The organism is Synechocystis sp. PCC 7509 (assembly GCF_000332075.2).
Taxonomy (GTDB): domain Bacteria; phylum Cyanobacteriota; class Cyanobacteriia; order Cyanobacteriales; family Chroococcidiopsidaceae; genus Aliterella.
The window spans coordinates 46,335-66,744 of record NZ_KI966370.1; the positions used below are offsets into that span (position 1 = coordinate 46,335).

Genomic DNA, 20,410 nt, shown 5'->3' on the forward strand with positions numbered 1-20,410 from the left:
TATCTCTTTCCTTTTGTTTTTAGAAAGTAGTTGAAAACTTCTGCTGCTCTGCACCAACACAATTGCATATTCTTCTACTCATTCTATGACCCATATTTTCATCTACTTTTGAAAGTAATTTGTGCCATAAGGTATGAAAACCGCTCTGAACTTAACTAATTAATTCATTAATAATGCAACTGGTAATGCACTATCGGGAAATAAAGACCTAATACCTTTATCGTACTTACCGAAGTCTTTGCCAAAACAGACATCATCGCGGGTCATATACACAAATTGAGCTTTGACGTTGTGGATTGTGATCAGTCCCCCGGGCATATCCTTCATTCCTAGTCGAGCCAATGTACGGTGGTTTCCAGAGGCTATCAAAGGCATCCCCATAAGCAGATCGAATTCTGGTCGCTTCTCGTATAGGGCAATTGCCGCGCCCGGTAAAGCCACAGAAAGAAACAGCCCCCCTACCATGGCTCGCCGATAATGCCTGCCTACTATGTTGTAAGAAGATGTCATGATCGTCTTGAACCCATTGTTGAAGATAAACGCCATCGCTTCATCGGGCAGCGTCTTCAAATACGAGATGTCCCTGTAAGCAGCAAAGTTAAGATCTATGTGATTAATCAGTGCAAGAGCAGCAATATTTTGACCCTCTCGCAACACCAGAATCTCATCAGCACTAATGAATTTATCCGAAATATTGACAGACAGACCCTCCAAGCTGAGGTCGTTGATGGCTGTAATCCATTCCTGTTGCCAAAACTCATAGGCATTGTTGTATGCGAGTCTATTCACCTGCTTCTTCTTGTCGAGCAATTCCATGCTAACAAAGCCGTATTCTTTGATATTCATACACTTGCACCTAACATCATATTGACTATGGATCTGGCTGGTCTAGCCTAACCCATATAAAACTGCACCTATGTTCCAACTCATCCCCAGTAAACAAAGGATTCCCACCGCATACGCAATAGTTCGCCAAGGCTGCAAGCCGAGCAGGTAAGTTAACGTATGAAGAATCCGCGCGACTGTAAAAGTAGAAAACAGCCAGGTTGCTGCCTTAGGCGATGCTCCAACCAGCACATAGGCTATTCCGAGACCAAGAAATATGGGAATGTTCTCCAAGTCATTCAGCCAAGCTTTGGCCGCACGTTGGACTTGTGGCACTTCCGCCTCGGCAGGCGGCTTATTGAATACTTGAGCGTCCTCAGGGTTCATAAATGTACGTCTGCTAAGGCGATAAAAACCTTGATAAGCTGAAATCGCAAACATTTTCAAAAACAGTGCTATGACGCACAACGAATACCAGTCAATAGCGGTTTTCATAGTTCCGTGAATGGAGATTACTGTTATCTAGTAGTCCCTACACTACCTTAAGCGCAGTTCTAGACAGATATCCTTCTAATAAATTCTGCCTGATCGAACTCGAAGGCAAGTTTTGCCCCAGAAGCTGCGTCCGAACCCCATCCATCTTTAAGGCATGTTAGAACAGTTTTGCGAAATCGACTTGAGGTGATCCACATGAGTGAGAATAAATCATGACCCATGACTAGCTTGTTGATAGCTCGGGAGGCAATTCCAATCGATGGTTCAGGAGTATTCACGCAGTGCCACCACCAGTGAGGAGAAAACAGGACATCTCCGGGTTCTAAGGTTACAGTGAATTTAGGGATGTAACGATACAAGGGATAACCATCTGTCTCAATCTCATCATTGCTCTTCTTCCAATCAAGCATAGTGGCGGTATAAAACATATCCTTGCGTGTGATTGGATGCATCCACATGGAATGTTGGGGATGCACCAATGTCCATTCCTTACGCCCATATACCATCGTAAACAGGTTTGGTCCTCCTGTGGCATGCCACCCTGAGCGCACCCCTCCTCCAGACAGAAACATCTGAGTTGACATGATTCGCTTATCTCTGGTACTCAGATATTTCCCTAGGGTTTCGAGATCAAGCGCATTGCGTAGCGTAGGATTTTTATTAAACAGATCCTCCGTGTGACCAGGATAATACGTTCCACCGTTTTGGATATTCTCCACTACCTCGGACAATGGTATATCTACATAACGGTACGCCTCTTCGTTGAGTTGGTTAGCGCGAACACGTGTGGAGACTAGTTCGTGACCATAATTGGCTTCAAAAAACTCCGGTGTCCATGTCTGTAAAGCTTCCCAGTGTTTTGCCATCTTCCGAAAAACAACTGGAGTATTAGGTTTGAGATACACTTCGTGAAATTCTTCAGCAGAAATATCATCAATCGTCAGCTCAGGAACTGGCAGCGTCGGTGCGTCCCCGTAAGAGATAGATTGGGACTTGATGGTATCTTCAATTCTCTGCGTTTTTTCCGCACACCAAGGCGGTCCATAAGGACCATGTTGGGCGCGACCTACAAAGTAGTAACGGTATAGAAAATGTGACCAATACTTTAGCCGCGTGATCCTGTCGACCTTTGGTGACGAACTAATATCGATCGTCGGAAATGTTTGTGGATATTGTGCAATGCTAACTACCATAACTCCTCTGTATCACTTACATCAAAAAAACATGACAAGCGAAGAAGCTAACCTAGGGCGTGTCTGCAAACTGCAAACTTAACGATCTTGAGCTTCTAATTACGTAAGCACACTGGAATATGAAGCAGATTCAAGGGAGCCTGCAAACTTAACGATCTTGAGCTTCTAATTACGTAGGCACACTGGAATATGAAGCAGATTCAAGGGAGCCTGCAAACTTAACGATCTTGAGCTTCTAATTACGTAGGCACACTGAAATAATACCTTGCTTTCAGAAAAAGGTCAGCTTTCGCAAAAAATCTTAACAAACTGATTTTATAGAACGCATTTGAGATCTTAAGAAGGGGTAATGGTTCAGACGTGTTGATATAGCTGCGAAATTATGCTGCAATCAGATAAAGTATCTAATATGAGAGTTCAGTAATGGTTTTAGAGCCAGTTCCCTGCCCGAATTGTAGCAGTATCAACGTAGTCAGACATGGGAAAACAGCACAAAAAAAGCAGCGTTACCAGTGTCGGTAGTGCGTCAATTCAATGTGGGATGATATAGTGACAGGGTGGTTTTAAACTCGAAGCATCTCTATGGATTGTCCTCTGTGTGGTCACATTAAAGCCCATAAACATGGCAAGATGCCGAACGGACATCAACGTTACCTGTGTCCCGCTTGCCATCAAACGTTCTCGGAATCCTTCGACAGTTTGTACTATCGTCGACATATTAGTCCTGAACAAATTCGCCAAGTGTTGCAAGCACATAGTGAGGGCAGTAGTTTACGAGGGATTAGTAGAACAACTGGGCTTGCCTACAACACAGTTGTGAGTATTGTTCGCGCTGCCAGTCAAAAAGCCCAATTGGTTCACAATGCCGAAGTCCAAGCTGTACAAACAGAGGAGGTAAGTGCCGATGAGATGTGGTCATTTGTCTCAAAAAACAGAAACAGTGTTGCGCTCAAGAACTAGAAGTCGGGGATTGTTGGATCGGTCTGAGTCTTGCCGATTCAAGTGGCTTAATTCTGGCGGCGCGAGTTGGCAAACACACTGATGAACTGATTGGTCAGTTAGTCCTCAACACCGAGGGAAAAACAAATTGCAAGCAATTTAACAGTGATGCTTGGGGCGGGTATGAGCGAGTTCTACCTCCTGAAATTCACCACTACATTGGCAAAGACAAAACGCAGCGATTAGAACGTACTAATGGTACTGTGCGACAACAAACCGGAAGATGGCATCGACGACAGAACAAGTTTGGTAAGGTGTGGGAACAGACAAAAGTGACAACTCGATTAGTGGTGAGTTACTTCAACTGGATTTGGCAGCATAGCCGATTCAAAACAACTGCTGCACAACGAGCCGGATTAGCAACGAGAGCGTGGAGTTGGCATGATATTGCTACCTATCCCACATTAATTTGATGCATCACCCCAGTGTCTTAATCCGTTATGTTGTCGCCGCACATTTATCCAGGAATATACCTATCTGTAGCGACCCGAAATCATAATCGCTCCGACCCGAAATCATCGGGTTTTTGAGACCACATTAAACGAGAATAAGCAGGTGGTTGAGACCGCATTAACAGAGAATAGAACCACATTAAACGATAACAGACCGAAATCATAAATCTCAGACCACATTAACTGAGAATAAAAAGTGGGAGGAAAAGCAGTAAAGAAAATGTTCGTTTTCTTTACTGCTGTGGGGAAAGTCGCAGCAAAATGACAATCTGTCATTCTCTAGGGCAAGAAACTTAGTAATTATATCAATTGCAAAATATGATTGATGAAAACGAGTTTATTTACTCTAAGCGATGATAGTTGGTTATGCCTGCGTACCAACAGATGACAAGAGCTAACCGCAGGTTCATCAATTTGAATCACTCAATTATTTCTACTTAAATGCAACATTGCTCATTTAATCTGGTCTGAAATTTATGATTTCGGTCTGGTTTCAATTAATGTGGTTCTATTCTTACTTAATGTGGTCTCAATCACCCTTTTGTTCTCATTTAATGTGGTCTCAAAAACGCGATGATTTCGGGTCGAAGCGATTATAATATCGGGTCGTTACAGGTAGGCGGGTGATTTGCGATCGCCCAGGATCTAGGTTAGGCAAGTAGCCTTGCCTAACAGATCGAATGTTAGCGCTCCTTCTGCGTGTTGATTTGGGGTGAAATTCACACCAACCCCCATCTGTTGCTATAATTATGTACAGAAAAGCTGTACATAATTCTTATGCTGACTTCGGAGACTACATACACAGAAGCTCGCAACAACCTTGCAAGCCTTCTTGACCAGGTTGTTGATGATAAAGAAGTAATCGTAATAAAGCGTCGAGATCGCGGGAATGTTGCACTGATAGCAGAATCGGAACTTTCCAGCCTTCTTGAGACAGCTTATCTGCTACGTTCGCCTAAGAATGCTGCTCGGCTATTAAGTGCATTAGAGCGCTCCAAAGCCCGTACAACAGAGCCAATGTCCGTTGACCAATTGTGCGAGGAGTTAGGGATTGGCAAGCAAGAAAAAGCAGAGCAATAAGCATCCCTTGACCTCTCAAACAGAGCTTGAGAAAACTACTCATCGTGTCCCAGTATTTGAGGAAGAATTTAGGGAAGACCTGGGCTGGTGGTATAAACATGACCTTCAAAAAGCGTATAAGGTACTAGACCTAGTTCAGGCTATATTACTTGACCCCTTTACTGGAATTGGGAAGCCGGAACCACTTAAGTACCTAGATGCTGATACCTGGTCGCGCCGCATTGACTTAGAGCATCGAGTTGTATATACAGTCACGCACGACCGGATAAATTTTCTACAAGCTCGGTATCATTACGACTGACCGATGATTATTCATCAACATCTGTCAGTGCCTCATCCAGTAATAAGCGCACTATATCAGCTTTCTTCCTGCCAGTTTTTGCCGCCAGCATGGTCAGCTTCCGGTGCATCGATTCCGCTAGGTCTACGGTGAAGCGCACTGTTGGTTCTTTGGCTGGGGTCTGGAGCTTAGACATTAAATCGGTTTCCTTTGATGGTTTTGGTTTTACAGGTTCCGGCGGTACTGGCACTTCTTCAGCCGCCAAAGCCGCATTTTCTTCTGGTTGCTCCTGACTACCATAAACAAATTGACTTGCTAGGGTATCCTGCAATGACTTTCTTGGCTTTTTGGTACTCATGGCAGCAGCCCCAAAATCTCTTTAAACAAACGTTGGTATTCCCTGGCAGACTCCGCCGCAGGTCGCCCAGGTAAATCCCAAACTGTTGTCCCTTGACCACTGGCATCCGCGATCGCCTGCTTTTGGTGAATTACGGTATGCAGCAGGCGCAGTTCGGGAAAGTTGCTCAATAGTTGCAAGGCTTCTTCCTTGAGCTTCGTCCCTTTTATAGCTCGGTTCAAAAACAAGGCAGCCTTGGGCGGACCAGAGCGTACTGATTGCGCTTGGCGGATCAGTCGCACGGCGTTAGAAGCCGAACGCAAGTCTAGACCCGTAGGCTGACACGGCACTATAGCTAGATCGGTGCGAAACAAAATTGCACGAGTTGCTTCCGATAAACCCGCAGGACCATCGACTACCAGGTATTCACAGCCCGTTGCTAAATCCGGCAGGGATTCTAGTAAATCGTCTGGTTGGATTAACACTTGATAGGGGAGAGAGTTATCCATTGACTTTAACCACTCGGAGCTACTAACTTGCGTATCAGCGTCCACCAGTAGAACGGTCGCGCCTTGCGCTCTTAGCCAGCAAGCAAAATGGACGGCAGAAGTGGACTTCCCCGAACCCCCTTTTTCATTGACAAATCCTATTACAGTCCCCATTTGATTAATTGGGTAATGCTTTACTTACTGCATTATTGCAGTAATGCAGTAAGTAATCAATAGTTGTAGATAATCTCGGAGATCGCCCATATAAAAAACTTTTTAGAATAAGGCATCCATTTAGCGCTCGGTGACGTAATAGATTTAGTCCAAACCCGTTGGACTTGCTGACTAATGAATAGCAGCAATAATTCTACTTAATCAACACTCGGTAATTCCTGCAATGAACTCAACTAAACTTAGTTTAATCGTTACTGCAATAGGTGTATCCGCTCTTAGTGTATTCGTTAACACCCAGGCTCAAGCTGTTAGTCTACTTGGCTTAACTGAAGATAATACTCTAGTTAGTTTTGACTCGGATTCGCCTAGCTTTACCAGTAGTGTAAGAGTAACTGGCTCCGATCTAGTGGGTACTTTAATCGGCATCGACTATCGTCCAGCCAATGGTCAGCTATACGGTGTTGCCAATGATAATAATCTTTTCACCATTAATCCCCAAACTGGTGTTGCTACTCGTGTAAGTACCCTCGATACTCCATTTACAGCTGGCGGCTTCTCAGGAGTGGATTTCAATCCCGCCGCCGACCGTCTGCGAGTCAATGGCACTAACGAGCAAAATTTTCGGATTAATGTAGATAATGGTGCAACTACTGTTGACGGAACCTTAGCCTATACTGCCTCAGATCCTAACGCTGGTACTAGCCCGACTATTACTGCTGCTGCCTACCTCAACAGCTTTGCGGGACCACCTGCAAGTGTAGCTCCCCGGACAACTCAATTGTTTGGGATTGACTCTAATCTTGATGTATTGGCTTTACAAAACCCACCCAACGAAGGTGGGTTAGCAACCGTAGGCTCCCTTGGCGTTGATTTCGGCTCCGTTGGAGGATTTGATATTTTTTCTCCCCTTGATGGTGTAAATACTGCCTACGCTGCCTTCGGTTCGCCTAGTGACGACACTAGAGCCGCTTCTTTATACTCAATTGATTTGAATACTGGTGCTGCTACCTCACTAGGTCAAATTGGTGGAGGTGCTGGCTCCAATTTGATTGGTCTTGCAGCTAAACCTGTACCTGAACCTTCTTCTATCTTGGGTTCGCTGGCTCTGGGTGCGTTAGGCACATTTTCTCTATTGAAGCGCAAGCAGCATCATGTTAAGGCTTAGTTAAAGCTAGTACGGTCAATAGGTAATAAGTATCAGCTATCAACTTTCTGGTGACGGCTATGCCTTTACTGAAGAACATAGCCGTTTTTTGATGTTGTATATTTTTTTGTTGTGTTGCAAAAAGGGATTGAGCCGAGATAGCTGTAAAAAGTGCTACTTACGTGTAAAGAATAGCTCCACTGTAAAATTACGGCTTGAAATTAGTTGACTGAACGTAAGCAAGTAAAATTACGGATTTCTGACCTAGTTAACCTAGCTTAGGATGAGACGAACCGTGTACCTTTTTCGAGTTTTGTAGTTTATAAATTCTGCACAGCAAGCATTTGAGGATAAATACCACCCTTTTAGCTCAACAACAAAGCAACTAAAACAAAGTGCGATTGGGGTGAACAAATCCCTTGCACTAGACAAACCATTGTGAAGTACCAACAGGTAACCCAACGAATAAGTAATTTTTTAGGAGACATCAAAATGAACGAAGGGAAGTTATCTTCCACCTCTCGGCGTAATCTGCTCAAATGGGGTCTTGTTAGTCTTGGCACATTAGCATTAACTACCGTACCAACAGTAGTAACGGCACAGCCCAGAAGCAGGATTAGAACTTTGACGTTTAATGCTGATGACATTGGTATCCTCAACTTTGCTTTACTACTAGAAGAACTAGAAGCCGCATTTTATGCAGGCGTTGTGAAGTCTAGAAAGATTAGTAATAGCAAAGAACTCGAATACATGAGAGCTTTAGGCGCTCAGGAAACTGCTCATGTCAAGTTCTTGCGGCAAGTTTTAGGCAAAGATGTCCTATTTAAAACCTCAGACTTGAGCTTTAATAGTCCTGGGTTAGCTGCCGTAATGACCGACCGCAACACTATACTCAATATGGCTGTCGCCTTGGAGGATGCGGGTGTACACGCTTACAATGGCGCGGGTACAAGCCTAACAAATCCAACTTATCTTCTAGCTGCTGGTTCAATTGTATCTGTGGAAGCTCGTCACACCGCAGGCGTGCGAGCGTTATTGGGGCGTTCAACTACGGAACTTGATAGCGAGCGCTCGGTCAATGATGCTGACTTGTTCGCCTCACTTAATCCCGTTAAAGGACGTGCTTACGATGAGTTGTACACGCCTAAACAAATTGTGGAGATTGTCGGCTCTTTGAAAATATTAAACAATCCCATCAACGGGGCGCTTGTTGCTTAATTCAACAAGCAAGTAAACTTGAAAATTTCTTTTAAACTTAGCGGCGAAGCAAACGATTAAAACTATGCAAAAACCTCTCTCCAACTTTATCACACTCACTTTTGGCGGCTATTTGCAGCGAGTTATCCACCCCTGGAGCAAATTACTAATTTTGCCATTATTACTACTATTAGTATTTGCTACTTCAATTCCATCCGCTTATGCTCAAAGCGCGGTACTGACACCTAGGCAAGTTGTGGAATATGCCCTAACTTTAGAAAAGCTAGAAAGTGATTTTTATACGAAAGCGATCGCTGCGGCTCAAAGCGGTGGTTTAGCAAATGCCCCACAAATAGCTAAAGATGCAATCACAGCCTATGGCGCAGATGAAGCCCAGCACGTAACTGATCTTTCTGCCGTACTATCCTCTCTAGGAGGCGACCCAGAAGCAATTGCTATTCCCGCTAACCCCAATTACAGCGCTATCTTGAAACGAGATCCTTTTGCTAATCCCCAAGATTTTCTCCTAGCAGGGCAGTATGTTGAGGATTTAGGAGTAGCTGCTTATAAAGGGCAAGTGCAGAACTTGTTAGCGGCGGGGGAAGCGGGTAAACCTGTATTGGCTGCTGCTTTAGCAATTCATAGCGTAGAAGCTCGTCATGCTGCGGGCATCCGCAGTCTACGTCAAAGCCTCCTTGGCGCTAATGTGCGACCCTGGATTAGAGATGCAAATGAAGTAATTTATCAAGAGAACCGCAGTAATTCGCCTATTCCATTCAACTTGGATGCCTTCGATGGTTATGCTACAAGAGATGAGGTACTAGCACTGGTAGCTCCTATTCTGACAACAAGCCAGCCCTCTACTAATAGGAGTAATATGACTCGTCCAGTTAGAGCATTGTGGTAATGCTCAAAATTTAGGTAGTCCTGAACTATCCCCTCCTCGCCCACCAGGGCGGGGTGGTTTATTTATTTGTCTTGCTATTAAAAATGCCTGAAACACTGTAAGAGAGGTATTAATATTTTTTCTTGTTTGAAGTGTTTGCTGGTTTCATTTCACTACGCTTCTTCTCTCCGGTGAATTGTGAAGTTCGCTAACAGTATCAGGAATAGAACAGAAACTTACGTTAAGTCTCACAATCTTACGATCAAGATTGGCGCTCCTGCGTGTTTAGCAGGAGCCGCAGCATCTTCCATAGTTACAGCAATGGCTGTAACTACGTCTTCGGTACGATAGGCTTTAGGAACGGTAATCTGCTTAGAAACATTCCCCTGAGCATCAACCTTGAATACTTCTGTCAAAATTGCGTTTTTGTTGTCCGTTGTGAAGGGCGCACCTGGCTTTAACACTGTCCATAGCACGTAAACTTTACCTGATGGCAACGGGGGTAAATTCTCAACGTTCAATGTAGCTTCTAACTTATTGGGGTTCACTGCTACGGTAGCTGACGAGAGACTTGCATTTTTTGCTCGCAGCGAGTAAGTCAAAAATTCATCCTGTCGGCTTTGGGCTTGGATAACCTGTAAACTTCGCCACAAATGATAGTTGCTAATGCCCAAAGCAACTATCAGCACGGCGGCGGCTGCCCCTATTGTCCAAACAGATAAAAACGGACGGGCTAACTTCGTGACCGGGCGGGGGCTATTTCTTGGAATAGCTTGATGTGCTTCCATAATTGCCAAGCGCAAATGACTTGGCGGACTCACTTCTGGGGGGGCGTAAGATGTCTCCAATACTTGTTGCATTTGTGCTACTTCTTGGGCAATTGCCGAATTAGTTGCTAGAAGTTGCTCAAACTCCTCTGCTTCTTCGGAACTAAGATCGCCGAGGACGTACCCAGCAACTAATAACTGTAACTGTTCTGAAAGCATCGACTAAACCATAGGTAGTATTATCCAACGTAATCTCTGAGGGTTTGACGCAATTTGAGCAGACCTCGCCTAGCTCTAGCTTTCACTGTACCGAGAGGAATTTGCAGTTGCTTGGCAATTTCTGATTGGCTCAGACCATCATAATAAGCCATCTGAAGAATTTGCTGCTGAGGGTCGGATAATTGGGCGAGCGCATCTCTTACCTCTTGAGACTGTTCGCTGCGGGATACTTGTTCAAAAGGAGCATCCGTAGCAGTTTGTTGCTGGTTATCTTGCCATTGTCCGAGAACCTTACGGGTGTTGTTGCGCGAACGCACTCGGTCAATAGCTCGCGAGCGGGTCAAAATTGCTAGAAACGTTCTTAGCGACCCTCTAGTTGGTTCGTAGGAGGACGAGCTAGCAATACTGAGAAAAACATCCTGGGTTAAGTCTTCTGCCTCTTGAGAATTGCCAAGAATTTTGAGGGCTATCCCATAAACTAATCCAGCATGACGGTCGTAAATAATGCCGAAAGCATCATCCCGACCAGATTTCAGTGCTAGGTATAGTTCAATATCTGTCTGTCCAGATAAGCGATCGCTATTGGTGGGTTGCTCAGAAGGCATTTTACCTAGTAAAGAAAAGTGCTTTAGGAGTTGATTGTATGATTAATCTCCTATAACTCAAGATAAACAAATGAAAATTCTTTACTATTTTTTAAAGGATGCTGATTTTAAGCAAACAATTTATTTTGTAAAACTTATGATTCGATTCCCGTTCCTGGCTCAATTCCCTACTGAGCCAGGAGTCGTAAGAGATAATGTCATCTCTTTAGATAAGACCCTCGACTCAATTTAGATAAGACCCTCGACTCAATTTTCTAAAGTATTTTATGCACTCTCAAATACTAAAGCGAATGCTAGGTACTACCCCACTGCTATGTTTAACAGGGTTTTTGTTTAGTTTTAAATATGGCTATTTCTTATCAGAAGTAAGAGAAACAGCAACTCCAATTAAATTACCTTCCCGCAAGTTGCCCATCATTTTAGCTGCTCCGGTTGATAAATCTACTGTATACAAAGATTTGCCAGCCGCAATAAATCCAACATTCTCTCCTTTATTATTAGTAACAACATCAAATCCTGCTACTGGAGGTAGGTTGAATCCTAACAACCCTACAGCAGTCAATTTACCCTCGTTAGGAGGAGCTTGGCTTACTAAGGCATCAGAATCATAGTCTAGATTAAAAAGCATAGTGGCAGTAGCTCCTTTTCTAGAATTAATATATGCAGAAGCGGTAACACCTAAGTCTTGAGCCGGGTCGTAGTTGAGAAGTGTATCGACAGTAACCATTCCTGTATCAACATTAATTCTATAGTTCTGACCGTTACTTGCTACTACTCGTAGACGATCGACAACTGGGTTGAAATCTACACCCGATTGAAATCCACCACTAAAGCTGACTGATAAATTACTAACAAAAGTAGCAACGCCGTTGTCACAATTAATTGTATATATCTTGTCTGTATCTGTAAGGGCATAAAGCATCCCGTTAGCAGGGCGGTAATCTATGCCTAAAACATTTCCATCTAATTTGGTAATATTGATAGTCTGGTTAGGACGACGCGAACGAGAATTAGAATTAGAACCATACTTTACTAGGGTATTATTGCTAGTTAACCCAATTATTTTGTACATTTCTGCACTCTTAGCTGGAGTACCAATAAAAGTCTGTAGACAAGCCGACAAAGATATTGCTACCGCGATTTTAGTCAACTGATTAAGTTTCATTCGCCCTCCAATGGACTTGTTTTTTTAGTGATAAGTGAGTTACTGCTACTGATTAATCAGCGCGTTCAATTGGCTTGAATGACTCTAGTACGTGACTAACTCCAAATTGGATGCACTATCTCTAAAAAATCTTTGATATTTTTTCCTAGTAGCTGCATGGGCGAAATGAGCAACCGTACAGAAAGTTATGCGCTTGGCTGATAAGCGATCGCGTATACAGAGAGTTTCACCCAGGAGGTGAATGATTACAGGTGAAATGAAGTCCAAGGTCAATCGGCTTTAGACTACCTTTAGGAATAACGGACTTAGTAACCCCCTTTGAGTAATTGAGCAAATTTCCTACTTACTATTTATTAAGCGCTTAGATGACTTGGAACTGACCAAGGAGCGCAAAGCGCAACAGCTAAATAGACCTGTCAGCGAGCCAATTTTCTCTGTTGAGCAGCAGTGTTGTTGCTGGTCGAATTTTAAAAATCTTACTGACTCTGAGGATTAATAGTTTGGGGTTATTTGTATAAACCCTCGAAAAGGGTGATTAGGGATTTTAACCTAGAATGGGACTTTACTCTGGAGTTAGCGCATAACCAATGAGAGCTATAGGTTTGGGAGAGTCTCATTACTCCTTAAAGCATTTAAGAATTGCCTTTTGAGACATGAAAAAAGACACAATATAGGTGAGTCTCAAAAAGTAGAGTTTTTGAGATGTATTTTGCAAGTGAAAAGCTTTGCTAGGAAGAATTACAAGGAGGTAACACCAAACCTCTTTTTTTACTAATCCCCCTTTCCGAGGGTTCTTACAAAAAAAACCAGACTGGACTCGCTCGCCCAAGAGCGCTGTATCGCTTTCTCCTGCTGATGTCTGTAAAATTTCAGCTAGGACTCCCAGCATCGATTCCGTCTGAGCTAAATGTTGCTCGCGTAACTCTACTAGCTTGTCTTTGGCGCAGGAGTGCATTTTCTGCACTCGCTTGAGAAACATTTCCACCAAATGGTCACGAGTTTTAACTTGGACGCGATAAAGCAGACAAACTAATAGAGCGCGACGTTTGGTTAGTTTCAACTCCCGCAAGTCCGTCAGAGACAAGGCTTTGGCTTGAGCTGCAAAAGATTTAACTTTAGCGGGTGCGATGGTAACGAGCAACTGGCGAACATCCCCACAGGTGAGCATCTGCTCGAATTTAGTTTGTAATGCTTGAACGTGAGACAGGCGCGCACTTTTTGGTGGCGATCTCAATAAACTGAAGGTTAATCCTGATTCGGGTAAAGTAGCTACCAAATCATCTACAAATGCTTGCTGGGCAGAAGTCATAGCGGTAGCGACCCGACCAAACAGGCGGTTATTAACAACGGTACGAATATGACCGACTAAACGATCTAAGGTACTAAAAGCTGGTAATTCATACCTTTCTTTGACCAATTCTTCGACTGCGACATTGATTAAATCAGCAGGATACTCCATCACCTCAGCCGCTTGCGAGATAACCGTAGCAATGGCAGTTTGAGCCTTACGGTCGTATGGATTAACGCCCAAGTAAGCCCGAATTGCCTCAGCATAGTAGTAGCGCGAACGTTCGGGCGGGATGGCACAGACATTGGCACTGAGATTCAAACAAGACCGAATAGGAAGGGCAACCGTTGGTGGGACTGCTTCCGACGGTGGGAAATAACCCAACCTCTGGAATGATTTGAGCATCACTAACAAGCGCAGCAGCCCGCGTTTACTTTTAACCTGTGTTTGGGCAAATGCTAGCTCCGATGCTGATGGAGTATAAAGTTCAGTCAGTTCCTTGACGGTTGCCTGAGATTTGAATCGAGGATAAGCCGTGCGTTCGATAGCGGTCATAAAGCCGTTGGGAATTCCAGATCGATCTGGCTTTTGCTCAGTTGTCCAAGGCAGAGTATAAGCCATACTCTGTCAATTTATGACAGATACCAATCAAACAGTATTTTAAGTAAATTTATTAACAACTAAATTTGACTATTTTCTGCTCCTTGTAGCAATCGATCTAAAGCTGCTTGAGCGACAATCTCGGCTCGTTCGGAAGTAACTTTTTGGTAGCGTAATGTGGTCGCAATGTTAGTATGTCCCATCAAAGCACGTAGCTCCTCGATGCCCATTAAGCCAACTCGTTCGGTGGCAAAGGTGTGCCTGAGATCGTGCATCCTAATCCCATCGAGTTCTGGTGCGCTCTCAATCAAGTTTGTCCAGTCTCGATGTGCTGTTCGATAACTCAGGCGGGTAACTAATTTGGTTACGGGTTTTTGGGCAGTAAATAGGGCATCCGATTCTGGGTGACGGTAGTATTTTAGATATTTCTCTAATGCTGTTGCTGCATCTTCACTGTAGAAACACCACCGGATTTTATTACCTTTCCCAATCACCTGAAATTTGCGCATCTTTAGATTGAGGTCTGATAAGTTTAGTGCTAAGACCTCGGCAATTCTGGCACCAGTGCGATGCAGCAAGTACACCAGAGCTTTCATCCGACTGTGACGGTCGATTACTTGGTAAAGTGTGGTGATTTGGGATAGGGATAGATACCGAATCACTCGATCTGAAAAATGCTCTCCCCTTTCAGGGTTGGGTTTGCGTCGTTGAAGTCGGGTGATAGGGTTAACTTTCAAGTAACCTTGCTCTACGGCGAAGTTGAATAGAGCTTGTAAGATTGCTTGATGTCGTTGATGAGTCGTGTAAGCTAGATGGGGTAAGCTGTCGAGGTAATCGGCTAATGCCCTACGGCTCAAGATTTCAATTGGATAACTGCCGTATTCTCCCAGTAGCGGCATGAGACTTAGTTCGTAGGATTGAACGGTGCTTCGAGCGAGTCCTGGACGCTCCAAGAATTCAGTAGCGACTGTAGCTAGTGGGATAGACAATTTATCAGTTAGTTTACCTAGTAAAGTTGAATAATACTTTCCATAGTATAGTTCTGAGTTAACATATTTTAAAACACCGTTTTGTGAATATTCTTCAAAGTAGTAAATCGCCCAACGCTAATGAGACGGTAGGTGATTATGTCAAACGAATGCGATTAATGCTCGGTTTGAACCAGAAGGAACTGGCAGCTATCGCAGGGATTCACTTGCAGAGCGTGGGAAAAATCGAACGCGGGTTGACAACTAAACTGAGTTCTCACAGTAAAAGTGGTTTGGCAAATGCGCTGCAAGTTCCGGTGGAATATTTAGAGGCGGTCTGTCGTGGCACTCCGATTGTGGCTGTCTCTCAACTCAAATTCTGTGCGCCGTGCTGGACTCCTGGAACGCCGCCAGATCCTCTCTGGATGGAGGTGAGGGCTAAATACTGCTTTTTGTGTGGTTCTGCGCTCCGAGAGCGCTGTAGCTATTGCCAAGAGAGGATTACTTCTCTCAAGCATCGGTTCTGTCCTTTTTGTGGGACTGCTTCCAAGGCTGAAGCTAATTTTCAAAGCTAGTCTAGGCAAAGCTTAGAGGGCTATCTTGCAGGTTTTTACACGTATCCTGTAGCAATCCCTAATAGGGGTAAAGCTAGCGAGCGTGTCATGAGGGGCAAGATAGTACAAATTTACCTAAAACGAGGTTTGTCGTATGCTAATTACAGGACTGAAACCCTTATTCTTTCATTACAGCCTTGTCTAACAAGGCTTAGATGATTTATCTAAAAGCGATGGGCAAAAAGCTTATGCAGCAATACTCTCAGCCTATCTTGCCCCTAGTATCAGCTACGCTATATCTACCCCTACTACCAGGTTCCGGCACGAGAGGAGCTAATTGCCAAGTTGAGAGAAAGGGGAATCGACCCAGATACCCTCTAGCAGCAGCCAAAAGGGTAAGGAACCCGAAGCATAAAAACTTATCTAATAGTATTAGACAATTAATATATTAGCTTTTTATAGCTTTAGCTGTTGCCGTAAATCATCTATATTTCTAATAGTGTTCCAATCAATATCGGTGGAATGTAGTAAATCAATGGCTACACCAATGAGGTGCTGAGGGAACACGCGATCGCTTGGAGCAACAGGAGTGTCGTTGTTATCGCGCACGGTACGTGCTGTTTGGGATAACCAGGTTTGTGAGGTGCGAGTAATTTTGACATTGATGTTTACAAGTTTCTCCGGCTCTGGTTGTTTTTGTCTAACTGAAGGCGAAACTTCTAGTTCTGAGGAAGAAACTTTTTCTGGTGATGAGATCGCCTCTGGCTCTTGCTTTGGCTTGCTTGTTTTACCAAAGTCACTTAGCTTACCTAAACCGCCCATTCGAGAGCCTTTTCTATCCGTCATGACACCTTCCACAGTTTGCTGCATTCTTTAGCAAGAGATTGATAAGCTTTTGCGCCACTAGAATTAGAGGCGTAGTCAAGAATCGATTTTTGCACCGCGATAGACTCCGCCACGCTGATATTTTCAGGAATTACAGCGTGTAGAAGCCGATAGTCCATCTCCACAGAGGATTCAATCAGTAAATCGTCCGCCTCGCGGGTCAAAACTAATCGCGGTTTATAGCGTACCCGTAAAGCTTCAATGGGCATATCTGGTCTTTCATCTCGAATTAGCGTTATCGCTTCAGAAAAACCCCGCAAGGCAGCAGGTTCGCACAAAGTTGGTACCAAAACGCGATCGCTGCTCAGAAGTGCCTGCACGGATGCAACACTCAGGCTAGGCGGACAGTCCATCAATACCAAATCGAAAAAGCCAGTCAGCCTCGACAGTGCAGGAGTAAACAAGTCGGATTCGGTCGCCAGGCGAAACATCCCAATATCCCCAGGAATCAGGGACAGGTTTTTTGTGGCTGTAGATAGGGGAGTAAATAGCCCTTCTGAAGTCAACCAATCGAGTGCTGTAGGAGTCTGTCCATCCATACCTAATCCGAATGAAAGCGTCCTCTGTCCATCAAGGTCAATTACCAACACTCGACGCTTGGGACAAGCCAATGCTGCACCTAAGTTCAAAGCTGTCGTACTTTTTCCAGTCCCGCCTTTGAGATTGAATACAGCTACCTTCAACATACATAATACTTAGATTGTTTTATTGTTTAAGTGCATTAAGGTATTAGACCTTTATACAATTAATTCAATTTCGGATTCCGCTCTCCGGGCAGATTATACTTATTATTGTCTTAAATAATAATACCGTTAATGCTTAAAGGTATTATACCATTAAATTTTAATATGATTACTCAAGGCGTAAAGAAGACCGATGCTGTATTAACTCTAAAAAGTACTATTAATTATCTTAAACCGAACGTAAGCGTGGAGTCTAAAGCTTAAACATGAGCGTGTTCCATTAGAAAGCTCTCAAACGCTTTAAAGTCCGCAGAATTAGGAAATGGAATCTTAAGGTTAACCCTTGACGGTTTTTCCCTTGCTTGCCCTACCGATTTAGGCTATTAGTAGGTAAGCTTTCGGGCCTTGCATTCCGCTAATTTCATTACTTACTTTCAGCGTAGACGGGGTCAATGACCCTTTTACGTAGGAACGGAGAGAAGAAAATCTCCGGAGAGAAGAAAATCTCAGTCACATAGCGCGGATGCGCCTGATACACAACTTTCACGTCGCACGCCCCTAATAACAGCTTCCGTAACTTTACCCCATATTGAATCATGCCCAACGGTAGGAGTTTATTGTTAATCCTACTCCTTTTTGAGATGTCTCATTTGAATTCGCTAACAGTGTCTTCGCGCTTATTTACCCCTATCAGGCAAATCTACGACTTTTTTCAACTGTGTTGAGATTGCCGCCAGCAGCTCGTCTGCGGAAAAGGGCTTAGAGAGAAAATCATCGGCTCCCAGTTCCATCCCTTGGTGGAGATCGGCATAACTTGCTTTGGCGGTGGTAAAAATAAAGGGAATTGCTGAGGTAAGTGGATTTTGACGCAACGCGACTAGCACACCGTAGCCATCTAGTTCGGGCATCATCACATCACAAAGGATCAAATCAGGGAGCTGTTCCTGTGCCAACTGCACGCCAAGCAGACCGTTTTCTGCTTCAATGGTATGGAAATCCTCAAATGAGAGGATTTGAACAGTGTTAGCTCGCAGTAGTACCTCGTCTTCAATCACTAGAATTTTCATCATCTATTTCTACCTGTTTGCTGCCCAATGGTAGCGTGACTGTAAATGTTGTGCCAACTCCAACTTCACTATGCATGGCAATCTTGCCACCATGTAAGTCTACGGATTTTTTGACAATGGCTAGTCCTAGCCCTGTGCCGGAGATTGTGCCGACATTGCTGGCTCTATAAAACGAATCAAACAATTGGGCTTGATCTGCTGCGGAAATGCCGATGCCTTCGTCTTGAATATGGAAAATTACTTCTTCCGGCTGGCAAATAACCTCAAAATAGACAGTGCCACCTTGAGGTGAGTACTTAATGGCATTGGAGAGTAAATTGCTCAGGATATGTCGCAGTAGTTTTTCATCAATGCAAGCATTGGTGGACTCACCCTGATTCACCAATGCAATTGTGTGGCGGTCATTGCTCAGGCGTAAATCTTTAACCAGAACTTGACAGAATCCTACTAAATCTAGTGATGCTGGGTTGCACTCTAGTTTTCCCGCTTCGGCTTTGCCAATTAACAGCACATCATTTAACAACTGAGTCATATGCTTGACAGTTGTTTGAATTTGCTGGAGATGGGTGAATTTTTGCTCCTCACGCAGTCTGTGGCTGTACTTTTGCAGTAAATCAGCAGAAGATAAGATAGTGGCTAAGGGGGTGCGGAACTCGTGGGAGGTCATCGTCACAAAATGGGATTTAAGTTCATTTAGTTCTTTTTCTTTCTCTAAAGCGTTGCGAATGTCTTCTTCTGCCTGCATGCGCTCTGTAATATCTTCAACAAACCCTTCGTAGTACAGCAGGATATCTTTAGAGTCATAAACAGCCCTGGCGTTCTCAGAAATCCAAATCCTCCTGCCATCTTGACGATAAACCTGAGACTTAAACTCCGACACAAGTTTGTATTTCTGCATTAAGCAAATAAACTCTGAACGACGGTTAGGATCGACATAAAGTTGATGTTCTATGTCTGTAATGTTCGTGAGCAGTTCTTGGGGGCATACATAGCCATAGATTTTTGCTAAGGCAGGATTAGCACTGAGATAACGCCCATCAGGGGTAGTTTGGAAAATGCCCTCCGTAGCATTTTGAAAAATGTCCCGATATTTATGTTCTGCCTGCCGTAAGGATAGCTCTATCCGTTGCCGCTCGGTGACTTCAGCCTGTAACTCAGCCAGGATTTCTGCTTGTTGGACTGCTATACCAAATTGCTCACCAATTTGAGTTAATACCTTTACATCTGCTGCTTGCCAGCAACGAGGTGCAGAGTTTTGATAGGCTACCAGTAACCCCCAGAGCCGATCCTTGATCATAATTGGGGCGATGGCATAAGCCTTAGCCTGAAATTGCTCTAAAAGTTCAACGTGACAAGAATGGAAACCCATTTTGTAAATATCATCAACCGCAAACGTTTCATTGTTGCGGTAGCGACCCCCTTGAGTTTCTTGTAAATTAGTATCTACCCAAAGCTTCGTAACCTCTGGTTTCACCAGTTTTACCCAGCCAGGGGTGACAAATTCAGCTACAAAGTGACCATCCCAGTTGGGAGTGAAGCGATAGACAGCGACCCGGTCAGCCTCTAATAATTGGCAAACTTCCTTGGTAGTTGTCTGGAAAATAGCATCAATGTCTAGGAGTCCCCGAATCTGATTGATCGCCCTAGCCAGAGCTTTCTGCTGCTCTAGCTGGTATTGAGACAGGACAATCAACTCCTCATACTCTGAATAGCTAAGTTCTGTAGCCAGAATCTGCTTCAACCGCTCAAACGTTACCTCGCCTTGAGAAAAACTCTGCAATTTTGCCAACTTTTCAGTACTCATCAGTTTGATTTAATAAAATTTGAATTTGAATAAATAGCTACTACGAGCAACTATAGCGATCGCTGCAAACTGCGGTGTTGAAGACTGATATTTAAGTTTTGACTACTGAGCAGTTTGACTATATTTAGTATTCCCATCTACTACCAAGTTTGAACATCGTCAGAACGCAAAAGATTAAATCGATTAGCTATTCTCGCACTAGCTATATTGGGATAGCGACCGGATATATATAAAAACCTGCTTAATGGTACTCAA

General features: G+C 43.9%; 23 protein-coding genes. 9 read left to right on the plus strand and 14 right to left on the minus strand.

All coding sequences use genetic code 11. The features are described 5' to 3' along the window. Positions 1-159: 159 nt before the first annotated feature. From SYN7509_RS0224525 to SYN7509_RS0224535, 3 genes are read right to left on the minus strand one after another with little or no spacing between them, the layout of a single operon-like run. Positions 160-846 (minus strand): hypothetical protein, encoded by a 687-nt coding sequence (locus SYN7509_RS0224525; protein WP_009630935.1) that lies wholly within the window; start codon positions 844-846, stop codon positions 160-162. A 42-nt stretch (positions 847-888) separates the two neighbouring features. After that, on the minus strand, positions 889-1,320 hold the full coding sequence (locus SYN7509_RS0224530; RefSeq protein ID WP_009630934.1) for an MAPEG family protein: 432 nt from the start codon (positions 1,318-1,320) through the stop codon (positions 889-891). Positions 1,321-1,379: 59 nt separating this feature from the next. Beyond that, complete coding sequence (locus SYN7509_RS0224535) at positions 1,380-2,513, minus strand: cupin-like domain-containing protein (RefSeq protein WP_009630933.1); 1,134 nt, start codon at positions 2,511-2,513, stop codon at positions 1,380-1,382. Between the two features lie 423 nt (positions 2,514-2,936). On the opposite strand from SYN7509_RS0224535, the gene SYN7509_RS31875 reads away from it, so the two are divergent. From SYN7509_RS31875 to SYN7509_RS0224550, 4 genes are all read left to right on the plus strand, one after another. Beyond that, the gene (locus SYN7509_RS31875) at positions 2,937-3,035 is read left to right on the plus strand and encodes an IS1 family transposase (protein ID WP_084610838.1); all 99 of its coding nucleotides are present in this window, start codon (positions 2,937-2,939) and stop codon (positions 3,033-3,035) included. 60 nt (positions 3,036-3,095) lie between these two features. Next, positions 3,096-3,925, plus strand: a protein-coding gene (locus tag SYN7509_RS29495; RefSeq protein WP_148297933.1) for an IS1 family transposase whose coding sequence is annotated in 2 segments (ribosomal slippage) — positions 3,096-3,437 and positions 3,440-3,925 — 828 coding nt in all. Because the reading frame shifts where the segments join, the coding sequence is not laid out codon by codon here. An 816-nt stretch (positions 3,926-4,741) separates the two neighbouring features. After that, entirely contained in the window at positions 4,742-5,044 is a 303-nt protein-coding gene (locus tag SYN7509_RS0224545; protein WP_009629996.1) for a type II toxin-antitoxin system Phd/YefM family antitoxin, read from the plus strand. Between the two features lie 7 nt (positions 5,045-5,051). Then, positions 5,052-5,345 carry a Txe/YoeB family addiction module toxin gene (locus tag SYN7509_RS0224550; RefSeq protein ID WP_038022679.1) on the plus strand — a complete coding sequence of 98 codons (294 nt, stop codon included), beginning with the start codon at positions 5,052-5,054 and terminating at the stop codon, positions 5,343-5,345. 7 nt (positions 5,346-5,352) lie between these two features. Here SYN7509_RS0224550 and SYN7509_RS0224555 read toward each other — a convergent pair whose 3' ends face one another. After that, positions 5,353-5,682: a CopG family transcriptional regulator gene (locus SYN7509_RS0224555; protein ID WP_009629998.1), complete on the minus strand. Its 330-nt coding sequence runs from the start codon at positions 5,680-5,682 to the stop codon at positions 5,353-5,355. Next, positions 5,679-6,323: a nucleotide-binding protein gene (locus tag SYN7509_RS0224560; protein WP_009629999.1), complete on the minus strand. Its 645-nt coding sequence runs from the start codon at positions 6,321-6,323 to the stop codon at positions 5,679-5,681. The genes SYN7509_RS0224555 and SYN7509_RS0224560 overlap by 4 nt, the downstream gene beginning before the upstream one ends. Positions 6,324-6,546: 223 nt before the next feature. On the opposite strand from SYN7509_RS0224560, the gene SYN7509_RS0224565 reads away from it, so the two are divergent. The 3 genes from SYN7509_RS0224565 (at position 6,547) to SYN7509_RS27375 (ending at position 9,571) form a co-directional block, all read left to right on the plus strand. Beyond that, positions 6,547-7,488, plus strand: a complete 942-nt coding sequence (locus SYN7509_RS0224565; RefSeq protein ID WP_009630000.1) for a DUF4394 domain-containing protein — start codon at positions 6,547-6,549, stop codon at positions 7,486-7,488. A 417-nt stretch (positions 7,489-7,905) separates the two neighbouring features. Further along, complete coding sequence (locus SYN7509_RS0224570) at positions 7,906-8,685, plus strand: ferritin-like domain-containing protein (protein WP_202807382.1); 780 nt, start codon at positions 7,906-7,908, stop codon at positions 8,683-8,685. A 64-nt stretch (positions 8,686-8,749) separates the two neighbouring features. Then, positions 8,750-9,571 (plus strand): ferritin-like domain-containing protein, encoded by an 822-nt coding sequence (locus SYN7509_RS27375; protein ID WP_009630002.1) that lies wholly within the window; start codon positions 8,750-8,752, stop codon positions 9,569-9,571. Between the two features lie 227 nt (positions 9,572-9,798). Here SYN7509_RS27375 and SYN7509_RS0224580 read toward each other — a convergent pair whose 3' ends face one another. The 3 genes from SYN7509_RS0224580 to SYN7509_RS0224595 all read right to left on the minus strand — a co-directional run bounded on the left by SYN7509_RS0224580 (position 9,799) and on the right by SYN7509_RS0224595 (position 12,306). Next, positions 9,799-10,536, minus strand: coding sequence for an anti-sigma factor (locus SYN7509_RS0224580; RefSeq protein WP_028954606.1), 738 nt, complete (start codon positions 10,534-10,536; stop codon positions 9,799-9,801). 20 nt (positions 10,537-10,556) lie between these two features. Beyond that, entirely contained in the window at positions 10,557-11,141 is a 585-nt protein-coding gene (locus tag SYN7509_RS0224585) for a sigma-70 family RNA polymerase sigma factor (protein WP_028954607.1), read from the minus strand. 349 nt (positions 11,142-11,490) lie between these two features. Next, the gene (locus SYN7509_RS0224595) at positions 11,491-12,306 is read right to left on the minus strand and encodes a DUF4394 domain-containing protein (RefSeq protein WP_028954608.1); all 816 of its coding nucleotides are present in this window, start codon (positions 12,304-12,306) and stop codon (positions 11,491-11,493) included. A 334-nt stretch (positions 12,307-12,640) separates the two neighbouring features. Between SYN7509_RS0224595 and SYN7509_RS31150 the strand changes: the two genes are divergently transcribed. Then, entirely contained in the window at positions 12,641-12,802 is a 162-nt protein-coding gene (locus tag SYN7509_RS31150) for a type I restriction-modification system subunit M N-terminal domain-containing protein (protein WP_227501601.1), read from the plus strand. A 120-nt stretch (positions 12,803-12,922) separates the two neighbouring features. Here SYN7509_RS31150 and SYN7509_RS27380 read toward each other — a convergent pair whose 3' ends face one another. Both SYN7509_RS27380 and SYN7509_RS0224605 read right to left on the minus strand, forming a co-directional pair. After that, positions 12,923-14,215 (minus strand): DUF4158 domain-containing protein, encoded by a 1,293-nt coding sequence (locus SYN7509_RS27380; RefSeq protein WP_009630930.1) that lies wholly within the window; start codon positions 14,213-14,215, stop codon positions 12,923-12,925. Positions 14,216-14,274: 59 nt separating this feature from the next. Then, on the minus strand, positions 14,275-15,183 hold the full coding sequence (locus SYN7509_RS0224605; RefSeq protein ID WP_028954602.1) for a tyrosine-type recombinase/integrase: 909 nt from the start codon (positions 15,181-15,183) through the stop codon (positions 14,275-14,277). An 83-nt stretch (positions 15,184-15,266) separates the two neighbouring features. Here SYN7509_RS0224605 and SYN7509_RS0224610 point away from each other — a divergent pair, with 83 nt between their 5' ends. Continuing rightward, entirely contained in the window at positions 15,267-15,737 is a 471-nt protein-coding gene (locus tag SYN7509_RS0224610) for a helix-turn-helix domain-containing protein (protein ID WP_009630928.1), read from the plus strand. Between the two features lie 435 nt (positions 15,738-16,172). On the opposite strand, the gene SYN7509_RS0224615 is transcribed toward SYN7509_RS0224610, so the two are convergent. The 4 genes from SYN7509_RS0224615 to SYN7509_RS28025 form a co-directional block, all read right to left on the minus strand. Further along, entirely contained in the window at positions 16,173-16,562 is a 390-nt protein-coding gene (locus tag SYN7509_RS0224615) for a hypothetical protein (RefSeq protein ID WP_038022639.1), read from the minus strand. Next, entirely contained in the window at positions 16,559-17,287 is a 729-nt protein-coding gene (locus SYN7509_RS0224620) for a ParA family protein (RefSeq protein WP_009630926.1), read from the minus strand. The genes SYN7509_RS0224615 and SYN7509_RS0224620 overlap by 4 nt, the downstream gene beginning before the upstream one ends. Positions 17,288-17,961: 674 nt before the next feature. Further along, entirely contained in the window at positions 17,962-18,354 is a 393-nt protein-coding gene (locus SYN7509_RS0224625) for a response regulator transcription factor (protein WP_009630924.1), read from the minus strand. Beyond that, a complete protein-coding gene (locus SYN7509_RS28025) occupies positions 18,332-20,155 on the minus strand; it encodes a sensor histidine kinase (protein ID WP_009630923.1) in 1,824 nt (607 codons plus the stop codon). Before SYN7509_RS28025 ends, SYN7509_RS0224625 begins: the two co-directional genes overlap by 23 nt. Between the last annotated feature and the right edge of the window lie 255 nt (positions 20,156-20,410).

Bases quoted from the DNA above. Each gene is read 5' to 3' on its own strand.
- SYN7509_RS0224560 (WP_009629999.1), bottom strand. From the start codon at position 6,323: ATGGGGACTGTAATAGGATTTGTCAATGAAAAAGGGGGTTCGGGGAAG.
- SYN7509_RS0224615 (WP_038022639.1), bottom strand. From the start codon at position 16,562: ATGACGGATAGAAAAGGCTCTCGAATGGGCGGTTTAGGTAAGCTAAGT.
- SYN7509_RS0224585 (WP_028954607.1), bottom strand. From the start codon at position 11,141: ATGCCTTCTGAGCAACCCACCAATAGCGATCGCTTATCTGGACAGACA.
- SYN7509_RS0224565 (WP_009630000.1), top strand. From the start codon at position 6,547: ATGAACTCAACTAAACTTAGTTTAATCGTTACTGCAATAGGTGTATCC.
- SYN7509_RS0224535 (WP_009630933.1), bottom strand. From the start codon at position 2,513: ATGGTAGTTAGCATTGCACAATATCCACAAACATTTCCGACGATCGAT.
- SYN7509_RS0224620 (WP_009630926.1), bottom strand. From the start codon at position 17,287: ATGTTGAAGGTAGCTGTATTCAATCTCAAAGGCGGGACTGGAAAAAGT.
- SYN7509_RS0224555 (WP_009629998.1), bottom strand. From the start codon at position 5,682: ATGAGTACCAAAAAGCCAAGAAAGTCATTGCAGGATACCCTAGCAAGT.
- SYN7509_RS0224625 (WP_009630924.1), bottom strand. From the start codon at position 18,354: ATGATGAAAATTCTAGTGATTGAAGACGAGGTACTACTGCGAGCTAAC.
- SYN7509_RS0224530 (WP_009630934.1), bottom strand. From the start codon at position 1,320: ATGAAAACCGCTATTGACTGGTATTCGTTGTGCGTCATAGCACTGTTT.
- SYN7509_RS0224545 (WP_009629996.1), top strand. From the start codon at position 4,742: ATGCTGACTTCGGAGACTACATACACAGAAGCTCGCAACAACCTTGCA.
- SYN7509_RS0224595 (WP_028954608.1), bottom strand. From the start codon at position 12,306: ATGAAACTTAATCAGTTGACTAAAATCGCGGTAGCAATATCTTTGTCG.
- SYN7509_RS27380 (WP_009630930.1), bottom strand. From the start codon at position 14,215: ATGGCTTATACTCTGCCTTGGACAACTGAGCAAAAGCCAGATCGATCT.
- SYN7509_RS28025 (WP_009630923.1), bottom strand. From the start codon at position 20,155: ATGAGTACTGAAAAGTTGGCAAAATTGCAGAGTTTTTCTCAAGGCGAG.
- SYN7509_RS27375 (WP_009630002.1), top strand. From the start codon at position 8,750: ATGCAAAAACCTCTCTCCAACTTTATCACACTCACTTTTGGCGGCTAT.
- SYN7509_RS0224580 (WP_028954606.1), bottom strand. From the start codon at position 10,536: ATGCTTTCAGAACAGTTACAGTTATTAGTTGCTGGGTACGTCCTCGGC.
- SYN7509_RS0224525 (WP_009630935.1), bottom strand. From the start codon at position 846: ATGAATATCAAAGAATACGGCTTTGTTAGCATGGAATTGCTCGACAAG.
- SYN7509_RS31875 (WP_084610838.1), top strand. From the start codon at position 2,937: ATGGTTTTAGAGCCAGTTCCCTGCCCGAATTGTAGCAGTATCAACGTA.